General features: G+C 59.8%; 7 protein-coding genes. All 7 read left to right on the forward strand.

From position 1 onward, the window contains the following. Positions 1 to 1,072 precede the first annotated feature (1,072 nt). The 7 genes from AC066S_RS03580 (at position 1,073) to queC (ending at position 12,962) form a co-directional block, all read left to right on the forward strand. A complete protein-coding gene (locus tag AC066S_RS03580) occupies positions 1,073 to 4,651 on the forward strand; it encodes a GAF domain-containing protein (RefSeq protein WP_478268932.1) in 3,579 nt (1,192 codons plus the stop codon). Beyond that, on the forward strand, positions 4,648 to 5,037 hold the full coding sequence (locus AC066S_RS03585; RefSeq protein WP_126259238.1) for a response regulator: 390 nt from the start codon (positions 4,648 to 4,650) through the stop codon (positions 5,035 to 5,037). The genes AC066S_RS03580 and AC066S_RS03585 overlap by 4 nt, the downstream gene beginning before the upstream one ends. A 98-nt stretch (positions 5,038 to 5,135) precedes the next feature. After that, positions 5,136 to 5,975: a universal stress protein gene (locus tag AC066S_RS03590; protein ID WP_126259239.1), complete on the forward strand. Its 840-nt coding sequence runs from the start codon at positions 5,136 to 5,138 to the stop codon at positions 5,973 to 5,975. Between the two features lie 612 nt (positions 5,976 to 6,587). After that, entirely contained in the window at positions 6,588 to 7,919 is a 1,332-nt protein-coding gene (locus tag AC066S_RS03595) for a tyrosine-type recombinase/integrase (protein WP_126259240.1), read from the forward strand. 738 nt (positions 7,920 to 8,657) lie between these two features. Continuing rightward, positions 8,658 to 9,635, forward strand: coding sequence for an AAA family ATPase (locus AC066S_RS03600; RefSeq protein WP_235884853.1), 978 nt, complete (start codon positions 8,658 to 8,660; stop codon positions 9,633 to 9,635). Between the two features lie 7 nt (positions 9,636 to 9,642). Next, complete coding sequence (locus AC066S_RS03605; protein ID WP_126259242.1) at positions 9,643 to 11,982, forward strand: S8 family peptidase; 2,340 nt, start codon at positions 9,643 to 9,645, stop codon at positions 11,980 to 11,982. Between the two features lie 353 nt (positions 11,983 to 12,335). Next, positions 12,336 to 12,962 carry a 7-cyano-7-deazaguanine synthase QueC gene (gene queC / locus AC066S_RS03610; RefSeq protein WP_126259243.1) on the forward strand — a complete coding sequence of 209 codons (627 nt, stop codon included), beginning with the start codon at positions 12,336 to 12,338 and terminating at the stop codon, positions 12,960 to 12,962. Positions 12,963 to 12,964 lie beyond the last annotated feature (2 nt).

Below are 12,964 nucleotides of genomic sequence, written 5' to 3' on the forward strand. Positions count from 1 at the left end.
GGCTCGAAGATGATCCATAGGACAGGTGAGCTGAACGAATGGCCGGAAATGCAGCGGCCCCGGCGCCGTTCGCCGAGGCCGCTTTTATTTGCTCGGCAAGTTTTTATTTGCTCGGCAAACGGAACGACTTTCCCAATTCCGAGTCGAATCCAAGCTCCCGACAAGTCCCCAGATCAAAAGCCCCCCGTCGGGAGCAAACCTTCCCCAAGGTTGGCGACCTCGGCCCCAAACCGAGGTCGTTTGTCGTAAACGTCGAAAAAGGCGTCGGCAAGACGAGTGCGAGTGGCGCACATCGCAACGCTTCCTAATGCTCAGTTTGAATGCGCCGGTTGCAGTCGCGTGAGAGCTGAATTAAATAAGATTTAATTCCCCACGGAGACTTTCGGGCTCCCGGGCCATGATTGTCGCAGCTGGCAGGTTACAGGGCATATCGACTGTTCTGGTAAGCTTTGGGCTTGACCGGGGCATAATGCGAGTTCCCATTTAAATCTCCACCTCGAGATGAGTCGGGATTTGCCGTGGATATTTACTTGCTCTCACTCGCGGCGTGCGTTGTCGGGGTTCTTCTATTCATGGCATTCCATCGATAGGGCCGACAACGGACGCAACAGTTACATTGAATCCTCAGCCCAAGCCGAAATTAATAATTTGGGCCGGTTGTTTTTGACTGTGCACAATTGCTCGCGTTCAATTCCAAGGGTTGGAGGCGAACGTGTTTTTGAATTGGGTCCTCGTTATCCTTATCGGCGTCAGCGTTGCGGTCCTGATAGCCCACGCGATTGACGCGATGCGTTCCTGAGGTGCCCTCTTGGGGTCTGATAGACCTTGCCGGCAGATCATGAAGAGACTGGAGGCAATCCGAAATCAGTGGACCGAAGCAAATTAGTCCCAGCGGCAACTTGTGGAACTCGCCGCTTCGGTAGATCGCGGAGGCGAATTGACGCGCAGTTGATTGAAAATCAACTAACGATACGTCTGGTCGGAAGCACCTGATGGTGGAATAATTCCCGACGCTTTCTTGATTTAATTTTGACGTCGGCCGCGAACCGGCCGGCGATGTGGATTTTTCATCATGGCCGCGCTTCCTCAGGACGTGGTGACGGATTTGCAGCAGGAGAATGCGCGGCTCCAGGCCGAATTGCGCGCCGCACAAGATCGCGAGAGCGCCACTGCGGACATTCTCAAGATCATCGCCAGTTCGCCATCGGAGGTGAAGCCGGTATTCGATGCAATTGCGAGGCAGGCCAATGCCTTGCTTGGCGGATTTTCGACCACCGTATTCCGCTTCATCGACGGCACGGCCCATTTGGCGGCATTCACGCCGACGAATTCTGCCGCCGACGAGGCCTTAAAGAACATGTTTCCGAGGCCGATTGCCGAGTTTGAAAGTTTCGCAGATGTCCAGGCAGGTAAGGTAGTACCGACTCCCGACACTGAAGCGCTGACGAACGAAATTAAACTCATCGCTCGCGCCCGCGGCTTTCGCAGCATGTTGTTCGTTCCGCTCGCGACCGGCGGCGTGGTGATCGGCATGATCAGCGTAACGCGGACCGAGCCCGGTACTTTCGCTCCGCATCATGTGCAACTTCTGCAGACCTTCGCCGACCAGGCCGTTATCGCCATTGAGAATACGCGGCTGTTCAATGAGGTGCAGGCGCGTACTGACGACCTGCGGGAATCGCTGCAGCAGCAGACCGCGACCGCCGATGTCTTGAAGGTCATCAGCCGCTCCGCGTTTGACTTGCAGCCGGTTCTCGACACGCTGACGGAATCAGCGGCATGGCTGAGTGGTGCCGACATGGCGGCCATCGTCCGGCAGGACGCCGACGGCGCCTACTGTCATGCAACGCGATACAATTTCTCGCCCGAGTGGGCCGAAGTCTCGGCGGGCATTCGGCTTAGTGCTGGACGCGGCAGCGTCGTTGGGCGTGTGCTGCTATGCGGCAAAGCCGTCCAGATTCAGGATGTCCTGGTCGATCCCGAATATGCCTATCCCGAGCAGCAGAGGGCCGGCGGTTATCGCACCCTCCTGGGCGTGCCCCTGCTTCGGTCCGGGGAAACGATCGGCGTGCTGTTCCTGGGCCGCAAGACCGTGAACTCGTTCACGGACAAGCAGATCGACCTGGTCTCCACTTTCGCCGATCAGGCCGTGATCGCGATCGAGAATGTCCGGCTATTCGATGAGGTCCAGGCGAAGACGCGCGATCTCGCCGAATCGCTTCAGCAGCAAACGGCGACGGCCGATGTGCTGAAGGTGATCAGCCGCTCGACCTTCGACCTGCAAACCGTGCTCGATACGCTGGTCGATTCGGCGGCGCGGCTGTGCGAAGCGGAGATGGCGTTCATCATGCGCCGCGAGGGCGATGAATATCAGGCCGGAGCAGCGGTAGGGTTCTCCGAGGAATACATCGAGTTTCTGCGGGTTCACCCGATTAGCCCCGGACGGAGCACGGTCACAGGTCGGGCCGTCCTCGAACGCCGTCCGGTGCAGATCCTCGACGTCGCTGCCGATCCCGAATACGGCCTGCAGGCGTCGATCACCATGGCCGGTCAGCGCACCGCGCTCGGTGTTCCTCTCCTGCGCGAGAATGAGCCGATCGGCGCGATCGTGATCGCCCGCAAGCGCGTGCAGCCCTTCACGGAAAAGCAGATCGAGCTCGTCACCACGTTTGCCGACCAGGCCGTGATCGCCATCGAGAATGTGCGGCTCCTGGAGCAATTGCAAACCAGGACGCGGGATCTGTCCGAGGCGCTGATGTACCAGACCGGCAGCGCCGATATCCTGCGCGTCATCGCGTCCTCGCCGACCGAGGTCGGTCCGGTGCTCAAGGCCATTGTGGAAAGCGCATGCGGACTTTGCGAGGCCTATGATGCGCTGGTCGTTCTGAGGGACGGGGACGATCTCGTTATCCAGGCGCACCATGGCCAAGTTCCCGTGGTGTGGAGCCGACGATCGATCAGTGCGGAATCGCCCACCGGCCGGGCCATTATCGATCGCCGCACAGTTCATGTGCACGACCTGCTCGGGCCTGAGGGGGAGGAATTCCCGACGGGACGAGAATATGCGCTTCGCTCCAGCGTTCGGACCGTCCTGAGCGTGCCGCTTTTGCGAGAAGGCGAGAGCATGGGGGCGATCGTGTTACGCCGTACGGAGGTGCGCCCGTTCGGCGAGAAGCAGATCAACCTGCTTCAGACCTTTGCAGACCAGGCAGTCATCGCCATCGGCAACGTGCGTCTGTTCGAGCAGCTGAACGAATCGCTGGAGCGACAGACGGCAACGTCGGAGGTGCTGGAGATCATAAGCGCTTCATCGGGCGCCTTGACCCCGGTCTTCGACAAGATGCTGGAGAATGCGACCCGCATTTGCGGCGCAGGTTTCGGCACCATGAATCTCTACGAGGACGGCGGCTTCCGCACGGTGGCGCTGCATAACGCGCCACAGGCTTATATTGACACCCGGCTATCCCAGAAAATTCGCCCGCACCCGGCAAGCGGGCTCGGCACCGTCGAGAAAACTCATCAGACGGTTCATATCGACGATATCAGGACTCAGCCGCCCTACGTCGAAGGCAACCCGAACGTTCGCGCGCTCGCCGATCTTGCCGGCGCAAGGACGCTCGTCATCGTGCCAATGCTCAAGGAAGATGAGCTGATCGGCACTATCACGATCTTCCGGCAGGAAGTTAAGCCCTTCACCGACAAGCAGATCGAACTCGTATCCAATTTCGCGCACCAGGGCGTAATAGCAATCGAGAATGCACGCCTGCTGAATGAACTGCGCGAGCGCACAAGGGAATTGTCGCAGTCGCTCGAGGGACTTCGAAATGCGCAGGATCGGTTGGTCCAGACCGAGAAGCTTGCCTCGCTCGGGCAACTTACCGCCGGCATTGCACATGAAATCAAGAACCCGCTCAACTTCATCAACAATTTCGCTGCGCTGTCCTCCGAGCTGATCGACGAGCTCCGCGACGGGCTGCGCTCAGCCACGTTTGGCGAGGAAGCAAGGCAGGACATCGACGCGCTGATACACCTGCTGCAGGGCAATCTGGAAAAGATCGTGCAGCACGGAACGCGCGCCGATTCCATTGTCAAGAATATGCTTCTGCACTCTCGCGAGGGGGCAGGCGAGCGCCGCTCGGCCGATATCAACGCCATCGTCGAGGAGAGTCTCAACCTTGCTTATCACGGGGCGCGCGCTGAAAAAGCAGGCTTCAATATCACGCTTGAAAGGAATCTCGATCCATCCGCAGGGGCGCTCGAGCTGTATCCGCAGGAAATCACGCGGGTGGTCCTCAATCTCGTTTCCAATGGATTCTACGCGGCGAGCAAACAAAAGAACGCCACCGGCGGCGGCTTCGAGCCAAGGTTGCGCGCGACGACCACAAATCTGGGCGGCTCCGTTGAAATCCGGATTCGCGACAATGGCGCCGGCATCCCGGCCGACGTGAGAGAGAAGATATTCAATCCATTCTTCACGACCAAGCCCGCAGGCGAAGGCACCGGCCTCGGCCTTTCAATTTGTCACGACATCATCGTGAAGCAGCACGGCGGCAGCATCGAGGTCGATACCGAGCCCGGCGATTATACCGAGTTCATCATTACGCTGCCACGCACGCTGGCTGCACCATCGCGAACCGGAGGCAGAAGTTGAGCGTCTACATATTGGTCGTCGACGACGAGCCGGACGTCGAGGCCTTGTTTCGCCAGCAGTTTCGCCGCGATTTGCGCGCCGGCCGCTTTCTCATGGAGTTCGCGTCTAGCGCGCCCGCGGCCTTGGAGCGCGCGGTCGAGATGGAGGATGCCACCCTGATTCTGATCCTGTCCGACATCAACATGCCCGGAATGAGCGGGCTGGAGATGTTGCCCATCGTGCGTTCGGTTCGCCCCGATGTGCCGGTCATCATGATCACGGCCTACGGCGACGCCGAGACAAGGCGCAAGGCGCTGGCGAACGGCGCAACCGATCTGATGACCAAACCAATCGACTTCGCGGCGCTGCGCCAGGAGATAGACACAAGGCTTGAGCAGGCCGCCTGACTGTTCTCGCGGTCGATGACAAACCGGAACGTCTCGCATGGTGGAATAACGCAGCGCATCTGACCTCGATGTTCACCGAAAACACTGGAAGGTTGAAAATGAAGACGCTCTTGGTCCCGCTTCAAAATATTCCAATGATGACATCCACGCTCAATGTCGTCGTAGGCCTCGCGCGACGTACTGGCGCCTATATCGAAGGCTTTCCGCTGCGATTCGGCATCCCGCCATATGTGGCCTCGGAATTGGCCACCGGCATCCTCCTGGATTCGTATGAGGCGAAGAGCGAGGCCGAATTGAATGACATGCGCAGCTCCTTCGAAGCATTCATGCTGAAGCACGACATTCCTCGAGCCACTGCGGGTTCAGGTCGGCCATGCTTCGGCTGGCTGGAGAACGCGCCCGAGGGCGAAGACTTTGTCGGAAATTATGGGCGCGCTTTCGATCTGATCGTGATGGCACGGTCTGACGTCGATGCTGCGGGCCTTCACCGTCGCGCGATCGAATCCGCGCTGTTTGAGAGCGGCAGGCCGGTCCTGCTGGCGCCGTTGAATACACCGCCAAGCGTCGCGACAAACATCATGATCCACTGGAATGGTAGTACCGAGCAAGCGCGCGCAAACGCATTTGCCATGCCGCTGCTTCGCTTGGCGAAAAGGGTATCGGTCCTAACTGTCATTGGCGGCCAGGAGGTAGCAGGACCATCTGCCGATCGGATCGTCGAGCAACTGCGCTACAATGACATTGCAGCCGAGGCGATAAGGGTCGAGCTGGGGAATCGCGATACCGGCGAGGCGGTCCTCGATGCCGCCAGGACCAGGGGCTGCGATCTCCTGATCAAGGGCGCTTTCACCCGCACTCGGCTGCGGCAAATGATATTCGGCGGGGCGACCAGCTACATCATGGAACACGCGGATCTGCCGGTCCTGATGGCTCATTAAAGCATGATCCGGAAAAGTGCGCAGCGGTTTTCCGAAAAGATCATGCTCAAACAACAACCTAAAGCGCGATGACGATTCATCCTATCGCATCGCGCTTTAGAGCGGTAAGCGGCTCTGTTTTGCCCGGCGGAGCAAGATGAACTTGGAAAATTCGTAACCCATTGATCCAGCTGACGCCGGTTACTGTGCATGGGGTTGTTTTCACGATTTTGTCGGACCGGGAGCAAGACGCCCCAGTCCGTCTACGCTCTTCGAGCTACGCCGGACACGCTTCGCCACTGTTGGACGTGGCTGCGCCACGCGAAGCCTCCTGGCGAAGCGTGGTGGGCGCACAAAGGATCGAACCTTGGACCTCTCCCGTGTGAACCACAATCGGTAGACCCGATCCAACCAAATCCGGCCATAGTTGAGATGCAAAAACCTCTTTGATTGATGGTGGGTATGGCCTTGTGCGGCCATAAGAGGCCATAGGTGATCTTGCTACATTTTGTATGCCCCCGTTGTGCCCGCCGTGGATTTTCCCTCGGGGCACAAAAACGGGGGAGGTCTGAGACCCGGTTCTGTTCGAGGTTGGCCGCCCTTGTTGCGGGGCACAGAGAGAGGGAATGGATCATGACGGAGCCGGCCAGCCAGCTGACACTCACCGATGCGGTGATCCGCAACGCAACGCTGCCGCCGGGTAAGGCGCAGCACTATCTCCACGACGACAAGCTGCCCGGCCTCGCCTTGCGCATGCGCGCCACCGGCGGCCGGACCTGGGTCTACCTCTTCACCAAGCCGGGGGTGAGGGGTACCCAGCGCAAGACCCTCGGCGCGTGGCCCAAATATAATGAGAAGGCCGCGCGCAAGGCCGCCACCATCGCCGCAGGCGAGGTGGTCAAGGGCTTGGACCCGAACGACGCGAAGCGCGAGGCGAGGCGGCAACAGGCAGCCGAGAAGCAGCGCACCACGCTCGCGACCCTCATTGTTGAAGATGGTCCCTACCAGACGTCCTTGACCGAACGTCAAGTTGTCAACTGGAAGCCAGCAATGTCGGCGTTGCGGCGCGGGCTCAAGGATCACGCCGAGAGCGGCGTAGGGGACCTGACGCGACGGCAAATCATGGCTGCGGTCGACAAGATTGCCAAGACCGGCAAGCGCGGTGCCGCCAAGGACTTGCGCAAGCACGTGCACACCTTCCTCGAATGGTGCGTCGGCGAAGGTTACGTCGAGCACAACGTGCTCGCCGGCTATCGCGCGCCCAAGGAAACTCGCGCGCAGAGAGTCGGGCGCCGAACAAAGGGCCGCGCGCTGACCGATGAGGAAATCATCAAGGTCTGGGATGCATCCGGCAAGCTCGGGGCTTTCGGTCTCCTGGCACGCATGTGCCTGCTCGGCGGCCCGCGCCGCAGCGAGCCTACGATGATCGAGTGGCGAAAGCACATCATGGACGACCGGATCACCTTCGATGCGGCGTGGACCAAGATGGGGCTGCACCACGATGTGCCGCGCACTCACCTGGTTGACGAGGTGCTCACGGCCGCGAAACATTTCCAGCGCGCGACGTCCGACTATGTCTTCCCGTCACCGAAGACCGGTGGGCAGATGTCGGGCTTTACCAAGATGGTCAACCGCCTGGTCAAGGAAGCGGGCGTTGCCAAGTTCACCATGCATGACCTAAGGCGCAGTTTGCGCACCATCATGTCGCGCTGTGGCTACGACAACGAAATCCAGCGATTGTGTGTTGGGCAGAAGCCAAGCGGAATCGATCAAGTCTACAATCACGACGAACAGTGGATCATCCGCAAGATGGCGTTCGAGGCCGCTCACGACTACATCGCAGAGTTGGTTGGCGCGAAACGCATCGGGAAGATCGTGCGCCTGCAGCGGACGAATCCACTTGACCCGATCAAGGCCGAGCTGCTCGGCCGTCTCCGTGAGCATTATGCGGCCGAGGCGTCCTAGTCGTCTTATCGCACTTGGCCAGATAGTCCCGCACCGCATCGACACGATAGAGGGGGCGGCCATCGACGTAGCGCCATTTCAGCGGGTGGTTCGGATCGCGCCGCCACTGTTCCAGCGCTCCGGGCGTGCGCCGGATGACCGCTGCTGTCTCCAAAGCCGTCAAATTAGAGCTGCCCGGCAGCGTATCGATATCGAACGTCGCCGGTGGCGGCATACCACGGTTCCTGCGATGGCGCTTCGCCCCAGGCGGTATTTTCCTACTACCTGGCGATCTAAATGCCTCGATCCGAATCATTCCGTCCTTGCCGCCCATGCCTCCGCTCCAACCCACAATCGGTCTTGGGCGATCAAAGCCTAGGCTTCTCCGGAAAAGAAGAAATCCCGAGCGCGGATCGGGCTGCTGGGTAGCCGTGGCGTACAAATAGGACGAAGAGCAATCTCACGCGCGCCGGGTCCGCTCAGGCGATAGAAAGCCACCCGATGGTGATGACGTCGGGGTCAGCATCGCGTCTCTTTTGCGCGGCGATCGGCGCTCTTGGTCGGCATGGGGACCGAGCTAAGCCTCGCGAGGGCGAGAACCGGGCGTTCGCGGGCCGACCGGAACAGCTAGAGGCGGCGCCCAACCCCCAATTGTGCTGTTTAAATCGGGCGGTAACCCCATCGTGCGACGGTCGGATTGCGGTTATGATTCGACCCAACCGGAGAAAGTGAAGCAGAGCCATGGCCCGCGGAGAGTTGATGAAGAAATTGCTGGCCAGCTACGGTCGGGACGAGGAGTTCCGCGCCGTGGCGGAGCAAATCATCGACGAGGAAGAGAAGAAGAATAATCGGGTGCTTGCGCGTAGCCTGCGCAAGACTTTGGAGACCGGCCCAAGCCCAAGCCGACCCAGCGGTCCAAAGGGACTGGCGCCCCTGATTCCCTTCCCCGATGCGGCTGCAGATTTCATTGAACGTGTAGAACCAACGCATGCGCGCAATGATATCGTTCTCGGCGCGACCAATGTCCGCGTGCTCCTTGGGCTCATCAAGGAATACCGTCGCGCGGACGACATTCGTCGCCATGGCCTGAAGGTACGCTCCAAATTATTGTTCTGTGGACCGCCGGGCTGCGGCAAGACGCTCTGCGCTGAAATCTTCGCGGCGGAGCTCGGTTTGCCACTTTTTCTCGTCAAGCTAGATAGGCTGATCTCGTCCTATCTCGGGGAGACAGCAGGCAATGTCCGCAAGATCTTCGAGTTTGCCCGCAAACAGCCGTGCGTCCTCTTCTTCGACGAGTTCGACGCGCTGGCGCGCTCGCGCGAAGACAGCAGCGAGCACAATGAATTGCGGCGGGTCGTGAACAGCCTGCTGCTCTTCATTGATAATATTCGACCGAAGGGCTTCCTGATCGCCGCCACCAATCTCGACCGATCGCTGGATCCCGCGATTTGGCGGAGGTTCGACGAGGTCGTATGGTTTGACAAGCCAAGCAAGTCGATGATCGGCCGCTTCCTACGATTGAAGTTCAAGAATGTCTCCGTGGCCTTCGATCCGCTGCGGCATGCGTCGGCGTTGGACGGCTATTCCTATGCCGAGATCGAACGCGTCTGCATCCAGGCGATCAAGTCGATGATCGTCGAGCGCCGCAAGCAGGTTTTGGAACGCGACTTCAATCGCGCCTTGGAAGATGAGGTAAGGCGCCGCGCTGGCCAATCGCGGCTCGCGCCGCCGAGTTAGTCGCAACGTGGCGCGCTACGATCATCTCGAACTCGTCCGACTGCCCGAGCAATTCGAGCGTCGTAAGCATGGCGGAGGTGGACCCCCACCCGCACGGGACCGTGGCCAGCACAGCGGGAGGCTGCGCGACGAGCTCGATGCAGCAACTCAGGAACAACGCAGCCGCCGCAAACCCGAGTTCGTTGACCCCTCACTAATCCTACGCGTACAAATGACCGGGGCGCCTCTGGAGGAAGAGTGGCAGCGTCTCGGACTCACAGTGCTGTCGAGCGATGCGGACCGCACACTCGTGCTGTTCGCTTCGAACGACGAGATGCAAGAGTTTCGCGCCCGGCTCGACGCCTACCAAGCCGGGGCCCCGCCTGGCCAGAAGCACGCGCCATACAACAATTTCGTCGCTGGAATCGAAAGCATAGGGTCAGTCGAGCCACGCGACCGAATCGGCCACCGCCTGCGTGAAGAGGGTTTTTCCGCTCCCAACGATTTTTTACCCCGCACATCTTACCTGGTCGATCTCGAGCTTTGGGACCTCGGCGAGCGCCGCCTGCGCGAGCGCAAGCTCGAGGATGTCATCAGCTATGTCGAAGCCCGAGCGGGCGAGGTTCTAGATCGCTATATCGGCCCCTCGATCAGCATGTTCCGCGCGCGCCTGACGGGCGAACTCATTCGCACCTTACTGACAATCGAGGAAATCGCCGCGATCGACCTCCCGCCCGCACCCGATGTGACGACGGCGGACGCGCTCGATCTGACGCTGACCGACGTTCCTCCAATGAACGCGCTTGCCGACGATGCACCGGTGATCGGCATCATCGATAGTGGTGTCAACGATCATCCGTTTCTGGCCGATGTTTTCGCAGGCGCGATCGCCGTGCCCGACGACCTTGGCACCGCAGATGTCTGGGGACACGGCACTCGTGTCGCTGGTGTGGCGGTCTTCGGCGACCTTCGTGCACAGCTAGGGCGGGGGGAACTGCAGCGCGGCGCCCGGATTTGCGCGGCGAAGGTCGTGAACGACCAGGGGGATTTTGACGACCGGCGCCTCGTTCCCTCCCAGATGCGGCAAGCGGTGACGACCTTGAAGCAGCGGTTCGGTTGTCGGATTTTCGTCATCGCTCTCGCCGACCGGCGCCGTGTCTTCGATGGTGGGAAGGTTGGAACGTGGGCCGCCACGCTTGACGAGCTCGCGCGCGAGCTTGACGTCGTCATCATCGTGTCGGCCGGAAACCGCAGCCCGCGTGGCGGCAATCGCCTTGAGCAGGCAGTCACTGAGTATCCGCGATATCTCCTTGAGGATGCCAACCGCTTCTTCGAGCCAGCTGGCGCGCTGAACGTCATTACCGTGGGTGCGCTGGCGCACGGCGAAGGGCTCGATCCAGATCGTGCCGATGACGTTCGCGTCCGTCCGATCACGCGCGAGCTTGAACCATCGCCATTCTCGCGCGTGGGGCCTGGGCCCGGAGGCGCGACCAAACCCGATGTTGTTGAAGTCGGCGGGACGCTGATCTTCGACCCTGTGGTCGGCCGCCTTCGTGGAGGCGAGGAGCTAGCCAGCGCCGGCGTGCTGACACTTTATCACCGCTATCTTGACCGGCTGTTCACAGGGGGATCGGGAACGTCCTACGCCGCGCCGCGAGTTGCGTTTAGCGCAGCGCAAATACTGACGCGCTTCCCGCAGGCGTCAGCCAATCTGGTCCGCGCTCTGCTCGTGGGATCTGCAGACATTCCAGAGTCCTCGCGGGATCGATTGCAGCTTCTAGGGACCGAGGCCATACGCAACATCTGCGGGCATGGCCTCGTCAACCTCGAACGCGCAGCTTTCTCCGACGATGCTCGCGTGACGCTTTACGCCGAGGACGAGCTTGCTCTCGATCACTTCGCAGTCTACCGGATTCCGATTCCCGATGCCTTTCAGGCGGGTAACGGTGAACGCGTAATCCGCGTAACGCTGGCGTTTGATCCCCCGGTTCGGCACACGCGAAACGACTATGCAGGTTTGGGTATGAGCTTCCGGCTGGTCCGAGGATGTGAGCCGGACTTGATTTTCGAACACTATCGTCGACGCGAGCAGGCAGAGGGTCCATTTCCAGAACTCGCACCGCGATACAACTGTCAGCTTATTCCTGGGCCGCAGGCACGAGAGAGGGGGACCGTTCAATCCGCGATGGTGGCATTCAAGCGGGGCGTCGAGGAGTATGGAGACAGCTATTATCTCGTCGTGCGTTGCGAGAGTGGCTGGGCGACGCATGTGGAGCGGCAGTCATTTGCCGTCATTGTCCAACTATTGCACAAGGCCGAAGTGCAGCTCTACGAAAGAGTACAACAGAGGATTCGGCTCGGCGCGTAACCCCGGCGCGTAAGCGAGACGAGGAAGGCGCTCAAAGAGCGATGAGCGTCACAGTAGCATTGCATCCGGTGTGATTTTCTCGGCTCCGGTTTGTGCGGGCGCCCCGCTGGAGGGACCCGGCAGTCGCTGTTAGGTGAGAACAATAAGGGAACAAGGTGGCTTGTCTTGATCAACGAGCGGATTATCCACTGGTGGTCGACCACTAGCCGGGGCAATTTCTGGCTGTGCGTCACCTATTCGCTCAGTAGGAGCCGGAGACTCGGTTAGGATTCTTCGACGTTACCGGCTCTTGGTCTTTAAGCCGGATTGCATGCCTTGGGCACTTCAGACCTCGAGGAAGTTGGAGGTGATTGATGAGGCGTCGAATTTTGGTGCTTCATAGCGGGGGTATGGATTCGACCGTGTGCCTTTACGCAGCGCATCGGGCGGGTCATGAGGTAATAAGCCTTGGCGTCGACTATGGGCAACGGCTTGCTGTAGAAATGACGTTTGCAGAGCAGCAAGCTGCAGCCATCGGGGCGCGCCGGGAAGTGGTCCGTGTTCAATGGGAAAAACCCCAGCGTAAAATTCCACTCGATCGCGACATTGAAGAAATGCCCTCTTCGATCTCACCCGCGTTCCTGCCTGGACGCAATATTGTCTTTCTGTCACTTGCCGCCGCACATGCGGCGGGCCTACACGCGGATGAAATCCACATAGGGCTCAATTGCGTAGACTTTTCCGGTTATCCTGACTGTACGATCGAATTTTTTGAGTCTTTCAGAAATATGTTAGCCATAGCAAGCCCTGGAGGGGCCAGCTTACAAGCTCCGTTGCTGAGAATGAGTAAGCGGCAAATCGCTTTGCTCGCGCGCGAGCTTGGCTTAGGCGAGTGGGACACTTGGAGCTGTTACAGGCCCCAACGCGTCAACGGCACCATCGCACCGTGCCATCATTGCGATGCATGTAAGCTACATGCTCACGCTTGGGCAGGACTCTGATT

This window comes from Bradyrhizobium sp. CFUWI (assembly GCF_056429085.1).

What these genes read in the sequence shown, in the direction of transcription:
- queC (WP_126259243.1), top strand. Translation starts at nt 12,336, where the DNA reads ATGAGGCGTCGAATTTTGGTGCTTCATAGCGGGGGTATGGATTCGACC.
- AC066S_RS03595 (WP_126259240.1), top strand. Translation starts at nt 6,588, where the DNA reads ATGACGGAGCCGGCCAGCCAGCTGACACTCACCGATGCGGTGATCCGC.
- AC066S_RS03600 (WP_235884853.1), top strand. Translation starts at nt 8,658, where the DNA reads ATGAAGAAATTGCTGGCCAGCTACGGTCGGGACGAGGAGTTCCGCGCC.
- AC066S_RS03580 (WP_478268932.1), top strand. Translation starts at nt 1,073, where the DNA reads ATGGCCGCGCTTCCTCAGGACGTGGTGACGGATTTGCAGCAGGAGAAT.
- AC066S_RS03590 (WP_126259239.1), top strand. Translation starts at nt 5,136, where the DNA reads ATGAAGACGCTCTTGGTCCCGCTTCAAAATATTCCAATGATGACATCC.